18 protein-coding genes are annotated in these 24153 nt (G+C 49.5%); 4 read left to right on the top strand and 14 right to left on the bottom strand.

The window, feature by feature from the left end; genetic code table 11:
* Nucleotides 1-104 precede the first annotated feature (104 nt).
* Nucleotides 105-1055, top strand: coding sequence for a UTP--glucose-1-phosphate uridylyltransferase (locus ACFS7Z_RS09865; protein WP_377483904.1), 951 nt, complete (start codon nt 105-107; stop codon nt 1053-1055).
* A gap of 165 nt (nt 1056-1220) precedes the next feature.
* Nucleotides 1221-4562 (top strand): UTP--glucose-1-phosphate uridylyltransferase, encoded by a 3342-nt coding sequence (locus ACFS7Z_RS09870; RefSeq protein WP_377483906.1) that lies wholly within the window; start codon nt 1221-1223, stop codon nt 4560-4562.
* A 195-nt stretch (nt 4563-4757) separates the two neighbouring features.
* Here ACFS7Z_RS09870 and ACFS7Z_RS09875 read toward each other — a convergent pair whose 3' ends face one another.
* The 4 genes from ACFS7Z_RS09875 to ACFS7Z_RS09890 form a co-directional block, all read right to left on the bottom strand.
* Complete coding sequence (locus tag ACFS7Z_RS09875; RefSeq protein WP_377483908.1) at nt 4758-4943, bottom strand: hypothetical protein; 186 nt, start codon at nt 4941-4943, stop codon at nt 4758-4760.
* A gap of 440 nt (nt 4944-5383) precedes the next feature.
* Complete coding sequence (locus ACFS7Z_RS09880; protein WP_377483910.1) at nt 5384-6787, bottom strand: NAD(P)(+) transhydrogenase (Re/Si-specific) subunit beta; 1404 nt, start codon at nt 6785-6787, stop codon at nt 5384-5386.
* A gap of 4 nt (nt 6788-6791) precedes the next feature.
* The gene (locus ACFS7Z_RS09885; protein WP_377483912.1) at nt 6792-7082 is read right to left on the bottom strand and encodes an NAD(P) transhydrogenase subunit alpha; all 291 of its coding nucleotides are present in this window, start codon (nt 7080-7082) and stop codon (nt 6792-6794) included.
* The gene (locus ACFS7Z_RS09890) at nt 7079-8212 is read right to left on the bottom strand and encodes a Re/Si-specific NAD(P)(+) transhydrogenase subunit alpha (protein WP_377483914.1); all 1134 of its coding nucleotides are present in this window, start codon (nt 8210-8212) and stop codon (nt 7079-7081) included. The genes ACFS7Z_RS09885 and ACFS7Z_RS09890 overlap by 4 nt, the downstream gene beginning before the upstream one ends.
* 1046 nt (nt 8213-9258) lie before the next feature.
* On the opposite strand from ACFS7Z_RS09890, the gene ACFS7Z_RS09895 reads away from it, so the two are divergent.
* Complete coding sequence (locus ACFS7Z_RS09895; protein ID WP_377483916.1) at nt 9259-9792, top strand: TetR/AcrR family transcriptional regulator; 534 nt, start codon at nt 9259-9261, stop codon at nt 9790-9792.
* 214 nt (nt 9793-10006) lie between these two features.
* Here ACFS7Z_RS09895 and ACFS7Z_RS09900 read toward each other — a convergent pair whose 3' ends face one another.
* The 10 genes from ACFS7Z_RS09900 to kduI form a co-directional block, all read right to left on the bottom strand.
* On the bottom strand, nt 10007-11305 hold the full coding sequence (locus tag ACFS7Z_RS09900) for a TRAP transporter large permease (protein WP_377483917.1): 1299 nt from the start codon (nt 11303-11305) through the stop codon (nt 10007-10009).
* 76 nt (nt 11306-11381) lie between these two features.
* The gene (locus tag ACFS7Z_RS09905) at nt 11382-11876 is read right to left on the bottom strand and encodes a TRAP transporter small permease (protein ID WP_377483918.1); all 495 of its coding nucleotides are present in this window, start codon (nt 11874-11876) and stop codon (nt 11382-11384) included.
* A gap of 20 nt (nt 11877-11896) precedes the next feature.
* Nucleotides 11897-12943 carry a TRAP transporter substrate-binding protein gene (locus ACFS7Z_RS09910; protein ID WP_377483920.1) on the bottom strand — a complete coding sequence of 349 codons (1047 nt, stop codon included), beginning with the start codon at nt 12941-12943 and terminating at the stop codon, nt 11897-11899.
* Nucleotides 12943-13617, bottom strand: coding sequence for a bifunctional 4-hydroxy-2-oxoglutarate aldolase/2-dehydro-3-deoxy-phosphogluconate aldolase (locus ACFS7Z_RS09915; RefSeq protein WP_377483922.1), 675 nt, complete (start codon nt 13615-13617; stop codon nt 12943-12945). The genes ACFS7Z_RS09910 and ACFS7Z_RS09915 overlap by 1 nt, the downstream gene beginning before the upstream one ends.
* Nucleotides 13618-13654: 37 nt before the next feature.
* Nucleotides 13655-14668 carry a PfkB family carbohydrate kinase gene (locus tag ACFS7Z_RS09920; RefSeq protein ID WP_377483923.1) on the bottom strand — a complete coding sequence of 338 codons (1014 nt, stop codon included), beginning with the start codon at nt 14666-14668 and terminating at the stop codon, nt 13655-13657.
* A 1-nt stretch (nt 14669) separates the two neighbouring features.
* Nucleotides 14670-16070, bottom strand: coding sequence for a glucuronate isomerase (uxaC, locus tag ACFS7Z_RS09925; protein WP_377483925.1), 1401 nt, complete (start codon nt 16068-16070; stop codon nt 14670-14672).
* Between the two features lie 49 nt (nt 16071-16119).
* Nucleotides 16120-17553 carry a tagaturonate reductase gene (locus tag ACFS7Z_RS09930; RefSeq protein ID WP_377483927.1) on the bottom strand — a complete coding sequence of 478 codons (1434 nt, stop codon included), beginning with the start codon at nt 17551-17553 and terminating at the stop codon, nt 16120-16122.
* 125 nt (nt 17554-17678) lie between these two features.
* On the bottom strand, nt 17679-18710 hold the full coding sequence (locus ACFS7Z_RS09935) for a LacI family DNA-binding transcriptional regulator (RefSeq protein ID WP_377483928.1): 1032 nt from the start codon (nt 18708-18710) through the stop codon (nt 17679-17681).
* 44 nt (nt 18711-18754) lie between these two features.
* On the bottom strand, nt 18755-19540 hold the full coding sequence (locus ACFS7Z_RS09940) for a gluconate 5-dehydrogenase (protein WP_377483930.1): 786 nt from the start codon (nt 19538-19540) through the stop codon (nt 18755-18757).
* A 5-nt stretch (nt 19541-19545) separates the two neighbouring features.
* Nucleotides 19546-20385, bottom strand: a complete 840-nt coding sequence (gene kduI, locus ACFS7Z_RS09945; RefSeq protein WP_377483932.1) for a 5-dehydro-4-deoxy-D-glucuronate isomerase — start codon at nt 20383-20385, stop codon at nt 19546-19548.
* 483 nt (nt 20386-20868) lie between these two features.
* Between kduI and ACFS7Z_RS09950 the strand changes: the two genes are divergently transcribed.
* On the top strand, nt 20869-24120 hold the full coding sequence (locus ACFS7Z_RS09950) for a SusC/RagA family TonB-linked outer membrane protein (RefSeq protein ID WP_377483934.1): 3252 nt from the start codon (nt 20869-20871) through the stop codon (nt 24118-24120).
* The last annotated feature ends 33 nt before the right edge of the window (nt 24121-24153 follow it).

A 24153-nucleotide genomic window follows, 5' to 3' on the forward strand; every position in this document is an offset into this window, starting at 1 on the left:
CATCCGCTGTTTATACAATTGAAATTTTCAGGGAACATGCAGCATCATACTTTTCTTCTCCAAATTAAGAATATCTTTAAGTTCTGGAACTTCACACATAAACAATGAGAATCAAAAAAGCTGTCATCACCGCGGCTGCCCGTGGCGAGAGGTTGTATCCTGTTGCCGATACCATTCAAAAAGCCATGCTTCCGATCATCGACATCGACGGGCTGCATAAACCAGTTATTCAGATCATCGCGGAGGAGGCTTTCGCCAGCGGTATTGAAGAGCTATGCATTATTTGTGCCCCGGGGGATGGCGAGCGTTATATCAGCGCATTTGCTTCGTTGCGGGATAACCTGGTGAAGTCCTATAAAGGGGTGGACTGGGCGAAGGAGGAAGCTGAAAAAATAGATCAGTTGCTGAGCCGTATTCAGTTTGCAGAGCAGGAACAGCCCTTAGGATATGGACATGCCGTGTACTGCGCCCGCGACTTTGTAAACAACGAGCCTTTCCTGCTGCTTTTAGGGGACTACCTGTATGTGTCTAACCTGCTGCAGAAACGATGTGCTGCTCAGCTGGTAGAGCTTGCCTCGCAGGAGAATTGTTCGGTGTCGGCGGTAAACCCGACCATTGAGCACCAGATCGGCCGCTACGGTACGCTCACCGGCAAACAGTTGCCCGGCAATACAGGCGTGTACCAAATCGATAAAATATTAGAGAAACCCTCTCTGAGTGTGGCAGAGCTGGAGCTGCAGACACCGGGCCTGCGGGTAGGCTACTACCTGTGCTTTTTCGGGATGCACGTTTTCACCCCTGCAATATTTGATATACTCGAGCAGCATGTAGCCCGGGACGGCAGCAACATTCTGCTGACACCGGCGCTGCAGGAACTTGCAGAAAATGACAAATACCTGGCACTGGAAGTGAAGGGGAACCGCTATGACCTGAGCAAAAAGCTTGGCTGGCTGCAGGCGCAGATTGCCCTTGGCCTGGCAGGTCAGGCACACGACGAGACGCTGACGTCGATGGTGGACCTGCTGGCCGAAGCGAACAGCCGGAAAGCCCTTTAACCATCAAACTGCAGACGGTAAGAACCCACTCCTCTCTAAGGTGGAGTAGTTAAAAAGGCTGAGTGTAATCAACAGCTGCAACTATCTGCAACCCGAAATTAAATAAAACTGCCTGCTGCTACCCTTAGCTCAGCGAGAACTAAAATGCTGCGAGAATAAAGCAACATGAATATCTTTATCCAAACTATTACTTCTTCGGATGCTGCCGTACGCAACCGTTCCTTCTTTGAGATAAGCAAAAAGCTTTCTGCCCGGGAATTGCTGGCGGTACTGCGCGAATTAGATGTTTTCCGGAAGACCACTCCGAACCTGTACGAGAAGGTAAGGGCCATCCTCTTTCTATATGCCGGCTTCCGGTTCTTCCTGATGCAGGCAAAAGAAACGCCGGCCGTCGGTAAGATTTCCTATGCCGGTTTTGAGGACCTCCTGGGCCGGCGCTTCGAGCATGCCATTGGTACTTTCCTGCACGAACTGGACAAGCATGGGCCGAACGCCTCCTTGTTCAGTGCGCTGGCAGATGCTTACCACCAACTGTCGTTCCAGATTCTGGCAGACCAGGTGCGGAAAAGCGTGCGATCCAGCAAGGGAAACCAGTGGATGTTCCGGGTGGGGCACCAGGAGGAACACCCGGTTCGCATTCATCCAAAGCTGTTGGAGCGGCAGGACAACTCGCTCTTTTACCCCATCCTGCACGAGCACACCTCTGTGCGCATGGACCTGACCCACAGCGGCTGGTCTGATATCTTCTTCCTGGGAATGGATTACCCGGAAGGGGCAAGGGTTATCAACGTATCCATCAACCTAGGCGTTTTTGGCCGTGATAAAGACATTCGGCCTCCGCTACACAGTTATGTTCGTGTTATTCAGGAGCCGGTCCTGCGCCTGACAAGCATCGACCTGAACACAACAAAAGACATTCATGACCTGGCCGACCTGTTCAACTTCGGAAATGATTACCTGAGCCTGGTAAAAGCCGGCGTCATTGCGTCCGGACTGATTCCGCCTTCTTTTGAGGGAACAAACCAGTCGTTGCCTGAGATACTCGCTCGTATCGTGTCACCGGGTATGGGCATTGAGCTCGTTACCAAAGTAAACGACATTCCAAAGGGCTCCCGATTTGCCGTTTCTACAAACCTGTTAGGCTCCATCATCAGCCTGCTCATGCGTGCCACCGGCCAGACACAGAAACTGGAGGGCGGCCTGGAAGAAAGCGAAAGACGTTTGGTGGCGTCTCGCGCTATACTTGGAGAGTGGATTGGCGGTTCCGGTGGCGGCTGGCAGGACTCCGGCGGCGTATGGCCGGGTATTAAAGCCATACAGGGTACCTTTGCGCAGGAAGGCGATCCGGAGCACGGCATCAGCCGGGGTACGCTGCTGCCGCGCCACCGGGTGCTGCAGGGCGAAGAAGTGCACCCGGAGATTGCTGACAAAATCATGAACTCCCTGGTGCTGATGCATGGGGGTATGGCTTCCAACGTAGGGCCTATCCTGGAGATGGTAACGGAAAAATACCTGCTCAGGGGAGAGAAAGAGTGGGCGGCCAGGCAGCAGACAAACCAGATATTCGATAACATTCTGGGAGCCATTCGGGAGGGAGATATTCAGAAGCTGGGCGCTAATACGGCCCGCAACTGGGAGCAGCCCATCAAAACAATTATTCCGTGGGCCTCCACCTATTTTACAGAGCAGATCATCGCCAAAGCCCAGAAAGCGTTCGGGGAGGATTACTATGGCTTCTTGATGCTGGGGGGTATGTCTGGCGGCGGTATGGGCATGTTTGTGAACCCGGAGAAACACGAGGAGTATAAGACAGGTGTGCTGGATATCCTCCGCCAGACAAAGCACGAGTTGTCTGACTCATTGCCGTTCGCGATGGAGCCGGTGGTGTATAACTGGAGCATCAATGACGAAGGTACATGGGCGACGCTGCACGAAGGAAACGAGGCGCTCATGCCGGAGCAGTATTATGCCATCCATGTCTCGGAGCTGGTGCGGAAAGACCCTGCTACTGTTTCGTACATCCGCCGTGCCGAGATGGACCTTTTTACAACCTACTGCGAAAAAAATAACCTGGCGTACCCGCTTCTGCGCACCATCATCAGCAACCTGTTCAAAGTATCTGACCCGTCCTCGCAAGGCAACCGCAGTTTGGAAAATGAGAAAGCAGACCGCATAAAGAAGGAAAACGGCTTCGACTACATTCAGCACGAAGACATCCGGGAAGAGCTGCAGAAAGGACGCATTGGCTTATCGCGTAACCGTTTGGCTGCCGAGACTTCTATTGAAGATGTGCGGCCTGAGGATATTGTGCACCTCGAGGAACTGATCGCTACTGAACGGACCGGTGAAGAGGCCATCAGGGCTGGCAAAGTAGCCGTTATGAGCCTGGCAGCCGGAGTAGGAAGCCGCTGGACCAAGGGGGCCGGTGTGATCAAAGCACTCAATCCTTTTGTGGAAATAGAAGGGGAGCACCGCAGTTTCCTGGAGATACACATGGCCAAAACGCATAAAGTGGCGGAGAAGTACGGCGTTAAGATACCGCACATCGTGGCCACCTCTTACCTGACCCAGGCACCTATCCGGAAAAAGCTGGAGAAGACGCAGATCTTTGGCTACGATGGCTCCATCTACCTGTCGGAAGGCCGTTCGATTGGCCAGCGCTTTGTGCCGATGGAGCGCGACCTGCGCTTTATGTGGGAAGAGATGCCGCAGGAAACGCTGGACGAGAACAAGCAGAAGGTGCGGGACGCCGTGCGGCAGAGCATGATCAACTGGGCCAAAGCGAAGGGAGAGGGCACGGATTATACCGATAACATTGCCGCACAGCGCTTCTCGCCGCTCGGCCACTGGTACGAAGTATCAAACCTGCTGCGAAACGGCACCTTGGCACAACTCCTGCAGGAGCAGCCGCAGCTACAAACCATCATGCTGCACAACATCGATACCCTGGGGGCGGATGTGAACCCGGCTGCTTTGGGGTATCACCTGGAGTCGGGGAATGCACTGACGTTTGAGGTGGTGCCCCGCCGCATCGAGGACAGGGGAGGCGGGCTGGCTCTTGTGAATGGCTACATACGTTTGCTCGAAGGCCTGGCACAGCCGCGTGAGGAAGACGAACTGAACCTGAGCTACTATAATTCCATGACAACCTGGATACAAATCGATCCGCTATTGAAGCTCTTCGGGCTGACACGCGCTGACTTACAGAAAGGAGATGAGTCGCAGCTGGCTAAAGCCGTCAGAAGCGTTGCACAACGCATACCTACTTATGTGACCATCAAAGATGTGAAATACCGTTGGGGGCACGGGCAGGAGGACATTTACCCGGTAGCGCAAATAGAAAAGCTCTGGAGCGATATGTCTGCCCTGGCTGATGTAAAGTGCGGCTACATTGCTGTGCCCAGGTACAGGGGCCAGCAAATGAAAGATCCCGCTCAGCTGGACTCATGGGTAACAGATGGAAGCAAAGCCTATGTTGCCTCATTAGGCACTTTTGCTTCTGAGTAGTTCAAAGCTTTGCACCATATAGTTTCTGAACTAAAAGCATCAGCAAAATAAAAGCAAAGGCGGGAGTAGTTAAACTCCCGCCTTTTTAGCTGTTAGACTGTTTTATCAATAGTACAACCCGGTAACCGAGTATAATCACGGCCGCCGGAAGGGCCAAAAGTTTCATTATTTTAAAAGGATCCATATCATTATAGTTTATTTCTTTGATACGGAACAGCCTTTTAATTGGATTGTTTTTTCTTCCTGCACAATATAGGTAACTTTCAAGGGCTTTCGCATGCTTAGAGCATCATTCAAACCGCTTTTTCTAAAGCTCTTTCCATTTTGTCCAAGCTGCCGTAGACTTAGCTTATCCAACGGTTCATTAGCAGCCTTTTCCATCTTATCTTCCTTCTCTCTAGGCCGAGCGGCCTCGTCCGGGCATCGCGCTGTGTAAAGAAGCTGCCGGGGGTAGGGGCCCCCTATTCGCTCTGCTCGGGCTGCTGTGCAAGCTCAGCACCGCCACATTTACAATAGAGGGCCCCTACCCCCAGGCGCTCAACTCAAAGACTGGAAACGCTTTCACTTCGTGCTGGCAGTTTTGTAGTAAAACATTGGCTATGGAAAAAGCCCTTGGCTGAAAAAGGAAGCAGGCTCCCATCCTTGGACAAGGAGGGGCAGGGGTGGTTGGACCCGGTGCATCAGAAAAAAAGAAGGTACTTTGGAGTTGGCATAATGTGATATGATCAAACATTTTATTTGAAGTAGCCATAAAATTAGAACAGCCTCACAACTTTTTGTAGTTGTGAGGCTGTTCGCTTTACAATTATTTTGCTAAACGGCTACGCTGGTATCATTTCTTTCAGTTCGCTCACTACTTTGGTCATAGAGGCTTTGGCGTCGCCGAAAAGCATGAGGCAATTCGGATAACCGAACAATTCATTCTCGATGCCGGCATAACCTGCACTCATACCGCGCTTACAAACAATCACGGTGCGGGCTTTGTCTGCATTCAGCACGGGCATACCATAGATGGGACTGCCGGGGTTGGTGCGGGCTGCGGGGTTCACCACGTCATTGGCACCAATAATCAGGGCGATGTCCGTATTCGCGAATTCATCGTTTATCTGGTCCATCTCAATCAGCTTGTCGTACGGCACGTTGGCTTCTGCAAGGAGCACATTCATGTGCCCGGGCATGCGGCCTGCCACCGGATGTATGGCGAATTTAACGGAGGTTCCCCTGCGCTCCAGCATGTCCGAAAGCTCCCGCACAATATGCTGCGCCTGTGCAACGGCCATACCATATCCTGGTACAATAATAACAGAAGAGGCTGACTCGAATAGCATAGCTGTTTCTTCCACGCCCACCTCTTTTACCACAATCTCTTCACCACCTTCAGCAGACGCCGACGAGTTCGTCTGTCCAAAACCGCCAAGCAGTACATTTACCAGCGAACGGTTCATTGCCTTGCACATAATCTGGGTGAGGATAATACCGGAAGCACCCACCAGGGCACCTGCTATTATGAGCACCTGGTTGTTGAGCACAAAACCCGTGGCGCAGGCGGCAATACCGGAATAAGAGTTAAGCAGGGAAATGACCACCGGCATATCGGCCCCACCAATCGGGATAACCGTGAGCACACCGAGTAGTAAAGCGATAAGTAATACACCCATCATCCAGAGTTCCACGTTTGGCTCCAGCACCACGAGTACAGACAGTGCAATGGCCCCAAAAAACAGGATAGCGTTGAGCGCATGCTGCCCGGTAAACATAATTGCTCTGCCGTTGATCAGGCCTTTCAGCTTACCGAAAGCCACGAGGGAACCTGTGAGGGTAACGCAGCCAATAATCACACTGATTACAATAGTCACACCAACTACCGTTTCCATGCTGTAGCCTTCGTCATGCGCCATGCGCCAGTATTCGGAGGTAGCCACAAGCACCGAAGCAGCACCACCGAAACCGTTGAAGATAGCCACCATTTCCGGCATAGAGGTCATTTCCACGCGCTGCGCAATCACGGTGCCTATCACGGAGCCAACAAGTATAGTCACAAGAATCTCCGTGAAACTCAGCACCTGGCTGTCAAGCAGTGTCACAAGAATGGCGATGAGCATGGCAACCGCAGAAATAAAATTTCCACGGCGTGCGGTGGATGTTTTGCCCAGCATTTTAATGCCCACAATAAAGAGCACAGAGGCAAGCAGGTAGGCAATTTTGATGATTAGATCTTTCTCCATTTGCTTACTTCTTTTTCTTCTTGAACATCTGCAACATCCTGTCTGTCACCACATAGCCACCCACCACGTTGAGGGTGGCCAGCAACAGCGCGGCAATTCCCAGCCACTTACTCACGGACATGGCTTCCGGGCCGGCCGCCACAATAGCACCCACAATGGTAATGCCGGATATGGCGTTAGAGCCCGACATCAGCGGGGTGTGCAGGGTAGGAGGCACCTTGGATATGAGCTCAAAGCCTACAAAGCTGGCTAGTACCAGCACATAAAGGAGTACAATTAAACTTTCTGCATTCATACTGTTTTAGCTAATATTTCCTTTGTAAATGGATGTACTAATTCTCCCTGGTGGGTGATCAGAGAACCTTTGGTCACGTCCTCCTCCATCTCCCATTTAAAGCCGTCTTTGGTGGCCAGGTGGAGGAGCAGCGTGCTGATGTTCTTAGCGTAGAGTTCACTGGCGTTTACCGGTACCATGGCAGGTAAATTAGACTCACCGATAATCGTAACGCCGTGCTTTACAACTGTTTTGTTAAACTCACTCAGTGCGCAGTTGCCGCCAGACTCCACGGCCATGTCCACAATCACAGAGCCTGGCTTCATGCTGGCCACCATCTCTTCTGTTACCAGGAGCGGGGCTTTTTTACCGATTACAAGTGCCGTGGTAATGACTATGTCGGCATCGGCCACGTGCCGGGAGACAAGCTCTTTCTGCTTTTGCAGGTACTCGGCTGATACCTCGCTGGCATAGCCGCCTTCTGTTTTCACGCCTTCTGCCTGCACCTCCAAAAAACGGCCTCCTAAGGATTCTACCTGTTCTTTTGTTTCCGGGCGCACATCCGTTACCTCTACTACAGCGCCTAAGCGTTTGGCGGTAGCAACGGCCTGCAACCCTGCCACGCCCGCACCAAAAATGAGAACACGTGCAGGGGTAATGGTGCCGGCGGCCGTCATCATGAGCGGGAAGATTTTGCCTAAGGCATTGGCGCCTAAAAGCACTGCTTTGTAGCCCCCCAGGTTCGCCTGGGAACTGAGCGCATCCATTTTCTGCGCACGGGAAATACGGGGAACAGCGTCCATGGCAAAAGCACTGATTTTCTTGCTGAGGCAAAGGTCTACCAGTTCCGGTACCGTATAGGCATACAGGAATGATATCAGGACACTGCCGTCGCGCACTAATTGCAGCTCATCGGCGGTGGGCGCATTAACCTTCAGGAGTACATCTGCATCTCCAAGTAAAGCGGCTCTGTCAGGAAAAATAAGCCCGCCTGCAGCCTCAAAGGCTTTGTCGTAAAAGCCTGATGCCACGCCGGCGCCACTTTCTATACCACATTTAAAACCAGCTTTAGTAAGTGATTTCACCACATCTGGTGTAAGAGCCACCCTTCTTTCGGATATTTTGCTCTCTTTGAGTACTGCTATGTTCAAGACTAATTGTGTTAAGTTATAACTCTTAAATATTCAGATGTATCAGGTTGGCCAGGCAGATACTGCCGGGGCAACAGGTAGTAGATTCTTCTTCTAAGCAAAAGACCATGGGCCAGTTTACCGGTTGTTTCTTATAAGATAAATATATAATGTTTTCAGGAAAAATGCGCACATACTTGTACATGGCCATCATCTGAATGAAAGGCCATCTTATATATTAAATTATTTGTTGTAACTTTGACACGTAAAAATCTGCCGGAAGTACGGCATTACAGGCAAAGCAGGAACAACTTTAGAAACAGTAGGCTGATTAAGATTTTGAGATGCAGCGCGTGCCAAGCGTATCTTTAGTGCTGTTTTTGAGTGCGAAAGTGCTTCTTTTCAGGTTCTGAGATGGCCCACTTAAGCGAAATAGCTGTGCTATTGCACTTAAAAAATAGCTGCCGTCAGGTTCTGAAAGTGCATCTTTACAGTTCAAAGTGTAGACGTTAGGGTACTCTTACCTACGCTGTAATTTTGTTGAGCTAATTTAGTGAAATTTTCATTAAATAAACTCAAAATTTAAATTTACTTTAGAAGCGGCGGTGTTGTTTTGGGATTTTGTAAATTATAAGCAGTTAGGCTGTTGCCTTTGTAATTTTCGGATTCTTCCCTGTGTGCAGCGTATAAGACGCCATGAGATCGGGCAGGAACCGCTTGCTACTTAATTCGAAATATGACTACTATAATGTAATTAGTTTTATCTTAGCTACAGATACCCGAATGCTGTACAGAACCTTTTAGTCCAGTATTTCAGTTATCTTGTGTGATTGTTCCGCTTACAGTATGTATTTTTAAGCGGTTGTTTGTATATACAAAGCAAAACCTTGTTCTCTGTTCAACATACCTGATAAAGGGCTATACCCTGGAGTAACAGAAGGGAGACAGAGCCTTATTTTTTCTACAATTTATTTGTAGATGAGTATCGTAAAGTTTCTAATCCTGTGCCAGGTGGCATGGTGTCTGATCGGATTATTAGAGTAGAGGCAACTAAATTTAATATTAAGATGCTTAAAACAAAGAAAGAAATTATTTTGGATACAGCCTTAACCCTTTTCGCTGACAAGGGCTATGATGCTACGCCCACCAGCTTAATTGCCAAAGAGGCCGGCGTTTCAGAAGGGCTTATCTTCAAACATTACATCAGTAAAGAGAACCTGCTGGAAGCAGTTGTGAAAGCCGGCTACAGACGTATCACAGACAGAAGCAAGGGCCTTGTTGTAGAGGAAGACCCTATCAAGCTAATCGGTAATGTGTTGGACATGCCGCTGAAACTTGTTGAAGAAGAGCGTAACTTCTGGCGGATGCAGTTTCGCCTGGTGGACGAGGAAATCTCGCAAAAACACCACATGCGGTACTCGCATTCTGTGATGCAGAAACTGGAAGGAGCCTTCAAAAAGCTTGGTTACGAAGAGCCGGAGCTGGAGACGGAAATCCTGATGCTGCTGGTGGAAGGCCTTTGGAGGCTTTACCTCACAAATGAAGATAAAGGGCATTTTATCAAGATGCTCGACCTGATCAAGGCAAAGTATAAGAGGTAAGTAGCACTGATAGTTTGATAAACCTGCCTCTGTTACAGCCTACTTTGAGATAGACAATTCGTCATACACGGCTTAAAAGTATACCCCCTGCCGTATTACATAAAACACAAGAAAGCCTCCTGATTTGGTTCAGGAGGCTTTCTTGTGTTTTATCTTTTGTGACTGAGCTCGGAAGGCTGGTATAGTACCACTATCAGCATGTTATGTCCTGTTCTTATAAACCAAATACTCTTGGCAACCAAAGGCTAAGTTCCGGCACATACGTTATCAGCAGCAGTGCCGCTATCATCGCAAGGAACAGCGGCACCAGCGGTTTTATCACTTTGCTAATGCTGATGTCAGCTACCCCACATCCCACAAACAGAACAGCACCAACAGGCGGTGTACATAAACCGATGCACAGGTTCAGTACCATAATAATGCCGAAATGAACCGGATCTACACCAAGCGCTGTGACAACCGGCAAAAATATTGGCGTGAAAATCAGAACGGCCGGTGTCATGTCCATGAAAATCCCCACAAACAGGAGAATCAGGTTAATGATGATGAGTACCACGATTTTGTTGTCGCTGATACCCAGGAGGACATCACTGAAGGCTTGCGGGATATTGGCATAAGACATTACCCACGACATTCCCATCGAAGTACCGATCAATAGCATCACAATAGACGTAGTGATCACCGTCTGAATCAGGATATCGGGGAGGTCGCTTACTCTTACCTGGCGGTAAACCACCATGGAGAGGATAATGGTATAGAGCACTGCTACGGCTGAGGCTTCGGTGGCTGTGAAAATACCCGCTATGATACCGCCGATAACCACAATCAGAAGCAGTAAGCTTGGAACAGCATCCAAAAACTTTATCAATACTTCCTTCAATGAGGTTCTGTCGCCTACCGGATATTTTTTCTTATAAGCGATAACGCCTGCCACAATCATCAAAGCCAAGCCTAGCAAAAGCCCAGGAATATACCCGGCCACAAACAACGCCGCAATGGAGACGCCGCCACTGGCCAGCGAGTACACAATCAGGATGTTGCTGGGAGGAATTATCATACCCGTTGTGGCAGATGTGATGTTCACAGCCGCACTAAAAGGTCTCGAATAGCCTTCTTTCACCATACGGGGATTCATGATACCGCCAATAGCAGAGGCTGCAGCCACGGCAGAACCCGAAATAGCACCGAACAGCATACAGGCTACAATGTTCACGTAAGCCAGGCCGCCAGGTAAAGTACCCACCAGGCTTTTGGCAAGGTCAATGAGGCGGGAGGCTATACCGCCCCGGTTCATCATTTGCCCCGCCAGTATAAAGAACGGAATGGCGAGCAAACCAAAGCTGTCGAGGCCCGTTGCCATGCGCTGGGCAAGTGTGGTGAAGGCAGGCTCCGGTGCAATACTTACCAGCATGGTCAGGAGAGCAGATATGCCAATGGAAAAGGCAATTGGCACCCCAAGGGAAAGTAAAACAACAAAACTGATGACCAGTACGAGTATCTCGATAATTTCCATGTATGCCTGTATGAGTTGGGAAGCCTGCCGGCCAGATGTGTGATTGTACGATTTTTGATAAAGCGGCAAAGGGGTGCTACGCTATCTCTTTGCCAAGTTCTACCGGGTCTTCTGGTTTCTCAGTTAGGTTCATGATGCTGTAATAGATGATGATGAGCCCGCTTAGTGGCACCACCAGGTATACATATCCAAGCGGAACGTTGAGGGCTGCCGAAGTTTGGTTCAGGGTGAGGGTGATGTAAACAAGTTTGATACCGCCCCACACCATCCCAAAAAGAGCAAAGGCAGCCACCAGTACATTTATCAGCACGTTCAGGTTGCGTTGCTTTTTGCCCTCCAGTTTCGAAGGAAGGATGTCGATAGCGAGGTGCATCTTTTTACCTGCTACATAGCTGGCTCCCAACAAACTAACCCATATGAGCAGGAACCTGGCTAACTCATCCGTATAGGAGCTTGGCGACCTCAGGATAAACCGGGAGCCTACCTGCCAGAGGACGTTCAGCACCATCACCGCCATGAGTGTAACCAATAACCAATACAAGGTACTGTCAAGCTTTTCTCTAAACTTCATGTCAGCTGTATTTCGTCCATCTATTTGTTGTCTTTTTGTGCTGTGTTGTCGTTAGCAGCACGTATTCGCTGGATAAGCGTGTATACCTCCGGCTCACTCCTGAAAGTCTCATACATTGGCTCTACCTTTTTTGCGAATGGAGCCTTGTCCGGGTACGTCACGCTTACGCCTGCCTTTATTACTTCTCTCAGCGCTTCCTCCTCAGCCTGGTGCCAAAGCTCCCGTTGTACTACCGCCGACTCATCTGCCGCTTCCTGCAGCCACTGCTGTTCCTGCGGAGATAAATTCTCCCATACCTTTGTACTAATGAGCAGGATATCAGGCACCATGGTGTGCTCATTTAAAGAATAGTGCTTGGCTACTTCGTAGTGGCGCGAGAGGTAAAAAGTAGGGTGATTGTTTTCGGCGCCATCCACCACACCTTGCTGGATGGCTGTGTATATTTCCCCGGTGGAGATAGGTGTCGCGGCGCCACCAAATGCGTTTATCATCGCAATGGCCGTGTTGCTTGCCTGCACTCTTATTTTCATGCCTTTCAGATCGCTGGGGGTATTGATAGGCTTGTTAGCGTAAAAACTCCGGCTTCCGGCATCGTAGTAGGTAAGGCCGCGCAGCCAGTATTGCTCTCCCTCTGTCAGCAGATCTGCTCCAATCTTGCCGTCCAGCACGCTGTAGTAATGCTCTTTGTCCTTGAAGATATAGGGCAGGCTCAGCACCTTGAAATTAGGAGAAAAACTTTCCATGGTGGCAGCGGATATCTTCGTCATGCCGAGGCTGCCAATCTGCAGCAGTTCCACCGACTCCCGCTCACTGCCCAGTTGGGAGTTCGGGTAAATATCGATTTCCATTTTGCCACCTGACTTTTCCTTTACCTTCTCAGCCATGTACAGCATGGCAATGTGCACCGGGTGCGACACCTCCAGACTATGTGCGAGTTTGATTTCCTTTTTATCAGTTATCTCTTTGCAGGAAGGTGCCGTGAACAGCAGCAGAAGCGCTGCGGCGCATAGGAGCAGTTGCCGGTAAGGCCACCTGCTATTTCGGGGGTAAAGGCTGAGGTGGTTCATTATTTACTCCTGACTTTTCTGATGGTTTCCAGTGCTGCACGCGTTAATTCTTCCAGTTTCCCATAGTTCTGCGAGGCGATGAGGTCTTTGCTGATGAGCTGTGAGCCCATGCCCACACAATGCACACCGGCAGCAAACCAGGCTCTCAGGTTCTCTTCTTTCGGCTCTACCCCGCCAGTCGGCATGATGCTCGTCCACGGGCAGGGCCCTTTGATAGCGGCTACGTAGTCAGGGCCACCTACCTGCTGGGCAGGGAATATCTTCACCACTTCTGCACCCAGTTCTTCCGCTTTGGAAATTTCTGACAGCGTGGCACATCCAGGTGACCACATGATTTTGCGCCTGTTGCAGACAACGGCCACATCAGGGTTCAGAACAGGAGACACGATAAAATCGGCACCGGATTGTATGTATAAGCCGGCCGTAGGGCTGTCTACCACTGAGCCTGCTCCCAGCATCATTTCAGGGAAAGAAGCACGGGCATGCTTTACCAGCTGCGCAAAAATCTCATGGGCAAAGTCGCCCCGGTTGGTGAACTCGAACACCCGGACACCAGCGTTGTAGCAGGCTTCCATCACCTGCTTGCATACTTCTACATCAGCATGGTAAAACACTGGTACCATACCGGTTTCAGCCATTTTTAATGCTACTTCTATTCTGCTAAATTTAGCCATGATTGATTAGTCAGTTATGTTATAAGTCAAAAAAAGGCTATCGTACCAACCTGCCGGAGGTATCGCCGTTTAAGAGCGCTTCCACTTCCTCTACGGTAGCCAAGTTCGCATCCTCTTTTATCGTGTGCTTCAGCACCGATGCCGCCACTCCGAAATCCAAGGCTTTCTGGTCGTCCTGGTAAGCCAGTTGGCCATAGATGAAACCGGCCATGAAGGCGTCTCCGCCACCGATTCTGTCCACAATCGGGTTGATGTCGTAAGTCTGCGTCTCCAGCATCTGCTGGCCGTCCCAGAGCATGCCGGAAAGGGTATTGTGCGTTGCGCTGACAGAGCCGCGGGTGGTGTTCACAATCTTTTTCACCTTCGGGAAGCGCTCCATAATCTGGCTGAACACAGAAGCAAGTTCGTTGCCACCAGACTCCTGTGGCCTGATGTTCAGAATGTCTTTTGCATCGCCTTTACCGGAAACTATAATGTCGCAGCCCTCTATCAACTCAGGCATCACATCAGAAGCTGTTTTGCCATATTGCCACAGGTTCTTTCTGTAGTTGATATCAGCTGAAACGGTCAGGCCTTTCTGGTTGGCTACCTCAATGGCTTTCTTGCAGCAGGCAGCGGCACCGGCAGAAATGGCAGGCGTAATGCCAGTCCAGTGGAACCAGCCCGCATCGGCAAATACTTCGTCCCAGTCAATCATATCCGGCTCCAGGCTGGCAAAAGAAGAGTGGCTGCGGTCATACACTACTTTGCTCGGCCGCACACTGGCACCTGTTTCCAGGAAGTAAATACCAATCCTGTCGCCGCCATAAATGATGTGCTGTGTCTCCACGCCATACTTCCGGAGCAGGTTGGTTGCCGCCTTGCCCAGTTCATTATCCGGGAAGCGGGTAACATGCCCGGCGCTGATGCCTAACTGGGCCAGCGACACCGCCACATTTGCCTCTCCGCCACCGTAGGTAGCATCAAAATGCGTGGACTGAATAATGCGTGCATAGTCAGGCGTAGATAGCCTGAGCATGATTTCTCCGAAGGTGATGACCTTTTTAGACATATCAGAAACCGAAGTAAGATTTAGCGTTGTGGTAGGAAATGTTTTCTACTAAATGGCCAAGCCAATCCATCTCGCTGGCAGGCAACTCGCCGTTTTCCACGTCGTTGCCTATCAGGTTACACAATATCCGTCTGAAGTACTCGTGCCGTGGGTATGATAAAAAAGAGCGTGAGTCGGTGAGCATGCCTACAAAGCGGCTCAGCAGACCCATGTTTGATAGGGCATTCATCTGTTTCTCCATGCCATCCTTCTGATCAAGAAACCACCAGGCTGATCCGAACTGGATTTTGCCAGGCGTGCTGCCGTCATTAAAGTTACCGATCATGGTGGCAAAAAGCTCGTTATGGCTCGGGTTCAGGTTATATAGAATCGTCTTTGCCAGTTGGTCTGAATTATCCAGTTTGTCTAAAAACCGGGAGAGCGGTTCGGCCACACCAAAATCGCCGATAGAGTCGAAACCTGTGTCCGGGCCGAGTTCGCGCAGCATGCGGGTGTTGTTGTTGCGGAGCGCGCCCAGGTGGAACTGCTGCGTCCAGTTTTTGGAGTGGTCGAGCAGGGCCATGTGCACCAGCATCGCAGACTTAAACTTCAATGCTTCTTCGTCCGTTAGCGTTTGCTTCTGCAAAGCCTTCTGAAAGATATTCTTTATCTCCTCATCCGTGTAATCAACTGCATACATGGTATTCAAACCATGGTCGGAGAGACGGCAGCCCTGCTCATGGAAAAAGTCATGCCGCTGCTTCAGCGCATCCAGCAGTTCCTGGAAGTTGCTAATGGAAACACCGGAGGCTTCTTCCAGCTTTTGTAGGTATGGCAGGAAAACCTCCTGATCTTCGATAGCCAGTATCTTATCGCATCTGAAAGCTGGCAGCACCTGTATACCGAAGTTATCGGCCTTTATCTTCTGGTGGTGCTCCAGGGAGTCAATCGGGTCGTCGGTGGTGCAGATAACCTCCACGTTCATCTGGCGCAGGATGCCCCTTACGCTGTACTCATCTGACTGCAGCATCTCCGTACAGGTGCTGTAGATTTCCTGCGCTGTTTCAGGTTTCAGGATTTTCTCTACCCCAAATGGCCTTTTCAGCTCCATGTGCGTCCAGTGGTACAGGGGGTTACGCACCGTGTATGGTACGGTCTGGGCCCACTTCTCAAACTTTGCATAATCATCTGCGCCGCCGGTGCAGTAACGCTCTGGTATGCCGTTGGTGCGCATGGCGCGCCATTTGTAGTGGTCACCTTCGAGCCAGATTTGGGTCAGATTATCAAACTTCCTGTCGGTGGCAATGGCCTCCGGCGACAGGTGACAATGGTAATCAATGATGGGCATACCTTTGGCATGCTCATGATATAGTCGTTGTGCTGTTTTTGTCTGTAGAAGAAAGTTTTCGTCTAAAAAAGACATAGAAGTGTAATGATTAGTAAATGACAATATAGGTTCTATTCGTTAGAAATCAATTTGGAGACACGGTGTGTGCTGATTCCTGCAGGCGTTTTACCTGTTCTTTCACCAGGGCTGTTAAGCCATTGATTTTCGTTAAGTCTGTACCCCAGAGATTAGTATTTGCAAGAACGGCCTCTACAACCTCAGGTGCATCCTGCTGTAGCCAGGTTTCCCTGAAAAAGCGCAGTACATCCGGGTCATCGTTCAAAAGGATATTTTTCCCTTTCCACTCGCCTTTGTAAAAGAGAATCAGGGCCGCCAGGGAATGCAGGAGTCTTTCCGGAAGTTTGCCGGTACGCTTGTGGTATTCCAGCACCGAAGGGAGCACGCGTACTTTGTATTTGGAGACAGAATTCAGCGCAATGGAAAGAAGCTCGTGGCGGATAAACGGATTCTGGAAACGCTCTATTACATCGTTTGCAAACTGCTCCAGCTCTTCTTTCGGCAAATCGAGTGTCGGTAAGATTTCCTGGGCTATAGCTTCCCGGATAAAGGTGCCTGTGTTTTTATCTTCCACTGCCTCGCGCACTGTTCTGAGCCCGTGTAGGTAAGCGACCGGCACTAAAGCGGTATGGGCACCATTGAGGATGCGCACTTTGGAGGTGCGGTAAGGGGTAAGGTCCGGCACAAACTTCACCTGCAGGCCTGCGGCCTCTGTAGGGAATGCTTTTTTAACTGACTCAGGCGCCTCAATCACCAGCAGGTGATATGGCTCAGCCGTCACTACCAGGTGGTCTTCGTACCCCAGTTCCTGCTGTACTTCTTTAATGGTGTCCTGCGGGAAGCCGGGTACAATCCGGTCTACCAGGGTGTTGCAGAAGATGATGCTTTCTTCAACCCAGGTGCTAAACTCCTTTGGCAGGTTCCACGTGTGGGCGTACTTCAACACGATGTGCTTTAAAGCCTCTCCGTTCTTCTCAATCAGTTCGGTGGGTATAACAGTTAATCCTTTGTCTGGCGCGCCGTTAAAGTGCTGAAAACGGTGGTAAATCAAAGCGGTCAGTTTACCTGGAAAACTGGTGGATATGGTGCTTGCGCTCTTGTCGCTTTCATCAAAAGCGATACCTGCCTCTGTGGTGTTCGAAAAGATGAACTGCAGGTTGGGGTTTTCGCCGCGCTTCAGGTAAGCAGCGTAATCATCATAGGGATTCAGAGCACTGGCAATGCATGTAATGAGCCGCTTCTCCTGCGTAGGCTTGCCGCCCTTTATGCCATTCAGTAGCACATGAAAAAGACCGTCCTGCTGTTTTAAGGCTTTGATGGTTCTCCTGTTGCGGTCTCTCGGTTGTACCACATCAACGGCACCGTTAAAATCAGTTCTTTCGTTCAGGATGTCAACCATCCAGTCTACATAGCCGCGAAGGAAGTTGCCTTCGCCATACTGGAGGATTTTTACCGGCCGCTGGGCTGATACACTGGCTGTTTGTCTGTTTAGGGGCTTCATATAGTATAGTTTCTGCAGTATCGAGACTTTATATGCTGTCAAACCACTGCTTTCTTAAAACATAACATGCCTTCTTTTGGGCAGGAAGAAGCTGAAAATCAAATCAGTTGTGCCTTTGATAAAGGTCAGGTGCCACTCTTGAGAGAAGATTCCCTGATAATCAGTTCAGGTTTAAGCACTACCTTTTGTGGCACAGCCGTCTTGTTGCCGGATTTTAGTTGTTCAAAGAAAATCTCCGCTGTTTTCTTCCCCATCGTCATGCTAAACTGGTCAACTGTGGTGAGTGCCGGATCGGTGAAGGAGGTAAACGGGTCGTTACTGAATCCCGCCAAAGCTACCTCCTGCGGAATCCTGAACTTGTTTTCTTTCAGCACCTGCATGGCGCCCATGGCGGCATAGTCACTGGCAGAGAAAACGGCATCGGGTCGCACTTTCAACTTCAGGAGCTGCTCCATGCTCTCGCGCCCGTCAACAAGCTGTAAGTTGCTTTTCACTACAAGTTCCTCGTCATACGGAATGTCATAATCCCGAAGCGCATCGGCATAACCCCGCAGGCGCTCTTTAAAGATGCTGACTTTCTTGGGGCTTGTAAAGTGGGCAATTCGACGGCACCCTTGCTGTATTAAATGCTCCACCACTTTGTAGGCGCCCAGGTAGTCGTCTATCATCACCTGGCTTACTTCCAGGGCATCTGTTGTGCGGTCGAAAAGCACCAATGGTATTCCTTTCGCCTGTATTCGCTTAAAGTGATCGAAGTTCTCGGTGTTCTTGCCAATGGAAGCAATAATGCCGTCCACGCGCGCGCTGAGCAGCGCATCAATGGTCTGTATTTCCTTTTCGTAATTGTCGTACGACTGGCAGATGATTACCTTGTAGTTCAGGTTATTGGCCATATCTTCAATGCCTCGCACCACAGAGGAAAAGAAAGCCCTGTCGGCGGTAGGCACAATAATACCAATGATATGGCTCTTGCCGTGGCGCAGGGCGGCGGCAATGTTATTTGGCTGATAATTTAGTTGCTTGGCTGTCTTCAGAACTGCCTTTCTCGTCAGCTCACTGATTCTTGGGTTGTTATTCAGGGCACGCGATACGGTAGAAGCCGTAATGTTGAGCTTCTCCGCAATGTCATGAATGGTTACCTTGGGTTTATTTTCCATTTCCCTTTTTTCAAAAATAATAATCAGTCAGACTGTCTGTGCCTCTATTCGTTGCTTGGCTTCCCGATGGTGGCCAGTATGCCACCGTCCACAAATATGATTTGACCGTTAACGAAGTTGCTCGCCTTGCTTGCCAGGAATACTGCGGCTCCCTCTAAATCCTCCGGATCTCCCCAGCGGCCTGCCGGCGTGCGGTTAATGATAAATTCGTTGAAAGGGTGCCCATCCACCCGAATAGGGGCGGTCTGGTCTGTTGCAAAGTAACCCGGCCCGATGCCGTTTACCTGTATGTTGTATTTTGCCCACTCCGTGGCGAGGTTGCGGGTCAGCATTTTCAGTCCACCTTTGGCAGCGGCATAAGCCGACACAGTGTCACGGCCCAGTTCGCTCATCATAGAGCAGATGTTGATGATCTTTCCTCTTCTTCTTTCAACCATGTAGCGGGCCACATGTTTCGACATGATGAAGGGACCTGTTAAATCCACGTCCAATACTTTGCGGAATTCCGACACCTCCATTTCGAGCGCGGGTACGCGTTTAATCATACCGGCGTTGTTCACCAGAATATCAATTGGGCCAACCTGCTGCTCAATGCGGGCAATGTTCTCCTGTGCCTGCGCCTCGTCCGTTACATCAAAAAGGAAGCCGTGCACATTGTAGCCCTCTTCCCTGTAACTCTCCAGGGCTTTCTCCATTTTGGCGGGCGTATTCCCGTTCACAACAAGCGTAGCGCCTGCTTTGCCTAATCCTTGTGCCATGGCCATTCCAAGGCCGTGCGTGGCGCCGGTGATGAGGGCAACCTGTCCTGTTAAATCAAATAAATCCTTCATGAGCTTTACTTTAAGTCTACAGGTTGCACTTTGTCCATATCATTATAGTCGAGGTTCTCACCGGCCATTCCCCATATAAAGGAGTAGTTGTAAGTGCCGGCGCCGCTGTGGATAGACCAGGGCGGAGAGATAACTGCCTGGTTGTTTTTGACGATCAGGTGACGCGTTTCCTGCGGCTCGCCCATAAAGTGCGACACCACCTGGTCTTCCGGTAAGTCGAAGTACAGGTAAGCTTCCATTCTACGGTCGTGGGTGTGGGCCGGCATGGTGTTCCACACACTACCTTTCTGTAGCTCCGTCAGGCCCATCTGCAATTGGCAGGTTTCCACAACAGAGTTGATGAGCAATTTCCGGATCAGGCGGTGGTTAGAGTTTTCCAAAGAGCCCATCTCCACTGTCTCCGCCTCTTCTAGCGATACTTTCTTGGTAGGATATGCCTTGTGTGCGGGTGCTGAGTTGAAGTAGAAAAGTGTTTTGCCGGATGCAGAAGGGTGAAATAAAACTTCTTTCACACCCTGGCCCACGTATAGTGCTTCCTTGTTGGCAAGCGTAATTTCTTTTCCATCTACTGATACCGTGCTTTCAGCCCCTATATTGATGATGCCAAGTTCCCTTCTGTCCAGGAAGTTCTCTGAGCGTAGTGTTGGGAAAGTCTCCAGTTTAAGCGGCTGCTCTACCGGTTGTGCACCGCCTACAATCAAACGGTCATACATAGTGTACACTACCTGGATAGAATTTTCCTGAAAAAGGTCTTCTATAAGGTAAGTTTCACGAAGCCTGGCGGTATCATATGCCTTGCTGTCCGAGGGGTGCGAGGCGTGCCTGGTAGAGTAAGATATGCTCATAGTATAGAGGTTAGTTTGTGTAAACGTTTGCGCAAATTACTATAATTTTCCAAAAAAACTAGTTTTTCATCACTTTTGCCTTTCTTAAGGTCTCTTGCTCGAGCTTGGTGAGTAAGTGCTGACGTTTTATTTATTTACTATTTCAGGCTCCTAGAGCCATAATTGAAATTTTTTATCTGTTTTATTTTTGTTTATGGTTGCAATAAAAGTAAAAGTTTTATAATATGCAATCGGTTGCGCAACAATTTGTACCGTTTGAAGTAAGTGATTAATCATCATAAAGTGGTTAATGAGTCAAAAAATAAGGCTAACCTGCCGATATGTAGGGTAAGGAGGAAGGGATAGAAAGCGAATCTGCCGAGAGGTGCCAAAGCCCACAGGCAAGGTGAAGGAGCATAGCATCTGGATTACTTAAAGAGGAATTACTACAGAATACAGTATTCATATATTTTAATTATAAATCTCATACTTAAAAAGTTTTCTATGCGACATGCTTTACTCAAGAAGACAAAGTTCTTGCTGACACTGCTTTTTGTCTTTACCGCAACCTTAGGGGCGTTTTCTCAAGGCTTTTCTGTAGCAGGAAGAGTGGTAGACGAAAATGGCACTGGCCTGCCGGGTGTTACTGTTGTGCTGAAAGGCACATCTACCGCTACACCTACAGATACTGAAGGTAATTATCAGCTCTCAGTACCTAACGGTGATGGTACACTGACCTTCTCCTTTATAGGTTACCGGCCACAGGATGTGCCTATCAAAGGCAGGTCCACTGTCAACGTGTCTTTAGCCCCTGATCAGCAGGCACTGGAAGAGGTGGTTGTGATTGGTTATGGTACTGCTAAAAGGCAAGACCTGACAGGCGCAGTTACATCCATGGCAGCGAAAGAAATAGAGAAGATCCCTGTTTCGAACATAGCTGAAGCCATGACGGGTAGAATGGCAGGTGTTCAGGTAACAACGACGGATGGTGCACCGGGTGCAGAAATCGTAATCCGCGTTCGTGGGGGAGGATCGGTGACACAGGATAACTCTCCACTCTATATAGTAGATGGTTTTCCGGTGAGCAGTATCAACGATATTGCTCCGGCCGATATTGCAAGCATTGATATCCTAAAGGATGCAGCTTCAGCGGCTATCTATGGTGCCCGTGGTGCAAACGGTGTAGTGATTATTACAACCAAAACAGCAAAGAGCGGCAAGACGTCTGTTTCCTATAATGGCTATGCGCAGGCGAGATCGCTGCCAAGAAAATTAGAAGTGCTTTCACCATACGAGTTTGTGCTGGCGCAGTATGAGTATGCCCGGTTAAGAGGGAACACTGATCTTGAAAACTTCACTAGGTATTTTGGAGTGTATGAAGACCTGGAACTCTACAAAAGACAAAGAGGCACCGACTGGCAGGAAGAACTGTTTGGCGACCCTGCTATCTCTCAATTCCATAATCTGAGTGTTACAGGCGGAACAGACAAGACAAAAATGAGCCTGAGTGTGACACACAATAAGGACGAAGGTCTGATGATTGGCTCTGCTTATGAGAGAACCTACCTGAACTTTAAGTTGAATCACGAGATTTCAAGCGCGTTGAAAATTGATTTGGCTTCTCGCTTCTCTAACACAAATATAGATGGCGCTGGTACATCCGGAAGCTCCAGCATCAGGATATCAGACGGTATCACAACACGTCCTGTTAACGGTATCGCCGACGCGATTGAAATTGACCCCTCAACAACGGTAGGAGCAGATGACGATTACGACCAGTTTTTAAGAAGCCTGATCAGCCCGACTGAGCTTGCTGCGCAGGATTACAGAAACAGGCTAACAAAGACGCTAAACATGAGCGCGGCTATGTCTTGGTTCATAACGAATAACCTGTTGTACCGCTCCGAGTTTGGCGCTGATTTTGTCTTTGGTGAAAACAAGCGTTTTTTCGGTCCATTGACAGGGGAGTCCAGAAATGTTGGTGGTAACCTGCCGCTAGGTGAAATCACAAATTCGCAAGGGCAGAAATACAGATGGGCTAATACCCTGAACTACACATTTAAAGCAGATGACATACATGACCTCAACCTGTTAGTAGGCCAGGAGGTGATTCAAAGCGCTGGTTTCTCCAGGTTCCAAAGAGCAAAGTACTTCGCAGAGCATTTAGAGCCGGAGGTGCTTTTTGCAAACATGGCGCTGGGAACCCCTGACAGGCAGTCAACGAACGTAGACGTAGACGATCACCTGCTTTCTTTCTTTGGGCGTGCCAATTACCAGTTGAAGAACAGATACCTGCTTACCCTGACGTTGCGTGCTGACGGCTCAAGCAAGTTCGGCCCGGGTAATCAGTGGGGCATTTTCCCTGCCGCTGCGGCTGCATGGCGTGTTTCAGAAGAGGACTTTATGCAAAGCTTCCCCTTGGTCTCAGACCTGAAAATGAGACTTAGCTACGGAAAGGCCGGAAATAACCGCATCTTCGACAATGCCTTCAGAAGAACGTATGCCATCTCAGATAACAGAACAATTGGTTTCGGGGATGTAGCACAGCCCTACTATGTGGCGGCATCAAACGTGCTGGTTAATCCTGATTTGAGATGGGAAACAACAGTAACGCGAAATGCCGGCCTTGACTTTGGTCTGTTCGACAACCGCTTGTCTGGTACATTTGATGTATATTGGAATACAACCAAAGATTTGCTCGTAGAGTCTGATATTCCGGCCTATTTAGGCTATACCAAACAGCTTCGTAACATAGGCCAAACGTCTAATAAGGGCTGGGAACTTGGCTTGAACGGAAGCATCGTTGAAACAGAGAACTTTACCTTGTCAGGGACCTTCAATGTTGGAGTAAACCGTTCTAATATTGATAAGCTGGATGGTGTTGAAAGCCGGGCATTTATGTCTAACTGGGCTGGTACTGACCTGAAGGGACAGGACGACTACCGGTTAAATGTGGGGCAGAACGTTGGCCTGATGTATGGCTTTGTAAACGATGGCTATTATACTGTGGATGACTTTCAGTCATATGACCCTGCAAGAGGTGTCTATATCCTGAAAGAAGGTGTTCCGAATGTGGCATCTTATCTGGGAGGCATCTCCTTAAGACCTGGTGTGATGAAGCTTCGCGACCTGGATGGAGATGGCGTGATCACCGCAGACGGAGACCGCCAGATCATTGGTAATGCCACACCAAAGCACAGTGGTGGTTTCGGCCTGAATGCTACCTTTAAAGGCTTCGACTTCTCTACCTTCTTTAACTGGGTGTACGGCAACGACGTGTACAACACGGGCAAGATATCCTTCAACATGCTGCACAGAACAACTTACGGTAACATGCTGAACACAGTTAATTACGAAAACCGCTTTCATTACATAAATCAAGCGGGCGAGCTGGTGACAGACCTGGAGGAGCTGCGTGCCCTGAACGCAAATGCAACCATCTGGTCTCCTTTCTCCATGGGAAATGCTTCGCCAGTGATGAACTCATGGGCGGTAGAAGATGGCTCTTTCCTGCGCCTAAGCAATGTAACGCTTGGGTATACATTGCCTAACCCTTTAACATCGAAAGTAGGCATCAAGCAGCTGAGAGTATACGGCACTGTTTATAATGCGTGGCTGTGGACGAACTACTCCGGATACGACCCGGAAGTAAGCGCCACCAGAAGCAGCTCTTACGCTGCCCTGACACCTGGTGTAGACTACTCTGCCTATCCAAAGAGCCGCACCTACACTGTCGGTGTTAATCTCAACTTCTAATCCCAATCATCAGATATATTAATTGTTCATACG

It is taken from the genome of Pontibacter toksunensis (genome assembly GCF_042686245.1).
In the GTDB taxonomy this organism is placed as follows: domain Bacteria; phylum Bacteroidota; class Bacteroidia; order Cytophagales; family Hymenobacteraceae; genus Pontibacter; species Pontibacter toksunensis.

Bases quoted from the DNA above. Each gene is read 5' to 3' on its own strand.
- ACFS7Z_RS09935 (WP_377483928.1), bottom strand. From the start codon at position 18,710: ATGGAAAATAAACCCAAGGTAACCATTCATGACATTGCGGAGAAGCTC.
- ACFS7Z_RS09885 (WP_377483912.1), bottom strand. From the start codon at position 7,082: ATGAATGCAGAAAGTTTAATTGTACTCCTTTATGTGCTGGTACTAGCC.
- ACFS7Z_RS09920 (WP_377483923.1), bottom strand. From the start codon at position 14,668: ATGTCTAAAAAGGTCATCACCTTCGGAGAAATCATGCTCAGGCTATCT.
- ACFS7Z_RS09880 (WP_377483910.1), bottom strand. From the start codon at position 6,787: ATGGAGAAAGATCTAATCATCAAAATTGCCTACCTGCTTGCCTCTGTG.
- ACFS7Z_RS09905 (WP_377483918.1), bottom strand. From the start codon at position 11,876: ATGAAGTTTAGAGAAAAGCTTGACAGTACCTTGTATTGGTTATTGGTT.
- ACFS7Z_RS09910 (WP_377483920.1), bottom strand. From the start codon at position 12,943: ATGAACCACCTCAGCCTTTACCCCCGAAATAGCAGGTGGCCTTACCGG.
- ACFS7Z_RS09915 (WP_377483922.1), bottom strand. From the start codon at position 13,617: ATGGCTAAATTTAGCAGAATAGAAGTAGCATTAAAAATGGCTGAAACC.
- ACFS7Z_RS09930 (WP_377483927.1), bottom strand. From the start codon at position 17,553: ATGAAGCCCCTAAACAGACAAACAGCCAGTGTATCAGCCCAGCGGCCG.
- ACFS7Z_RS09950 (WP_377483934.1), top strand. From the start codon at position 20,869: ATGCGACATGCTTTACTCAAGAAGACAAAGTTCTTGCTGACACTGCTT.
- ACFS7Z_RS09895 (WP_377483916.1), top strand. From the start codon at position 9,259: ATGCTTAAAACAAAGAAAGAAATTATTTTGGATACAGCCTTAACCCTT.
- kduI (WP_377483932.1), bottom strand. From the start codon at position 20,385: ATGAGCATATCTTACTCTACCAGGCACGCCTCGCACCCCTCGGACAGC.
- ACFS7Z_RS09865 (WP_377483904.1), top strand. From the start codon at position 105: ATGAGAATCAAAAAAGCTGTCATCACCGCGGCTGCCCGTGGCGAGAGG.
- uxaC (WP_377483925.1), bottom strand. From the start codon at position 16,070: ATGTCTTTTTTAGACGAAAACTTTCTTCTACAGACAAAAACAGCACAA.
- ACFS7Z_RS09900 (WP_377483917.1), bottom strand. From the start codon at position 11,305: ATGGAAATTATCGAGATACTCGTACTGGTCATCAGTTTTGTTGTTTTA.
- ACFS7Z_RS09940 (WP_377483930.1), bottom strand. From the start codon at position 19,540: ATGAAGGATTTATTTGATTTAACAGGACAGGTTGCCCTCATCACCGGC.
- ACFS7Z_RS09875 (WP_377483908.1), bottom strand. From the start codon at position 4,943: ATGGAAAAGGCTGCTAATGAACCGTTGGATAAGCTAAGTCTACGGCAG.
- ACFS7Z_RS09870 (WP_377483906.1), top strand. From the start codon at position 1,221: ATGAATATCTTTATCCAAACTATTACTTCTTCGGATGCTGCCGTACGC.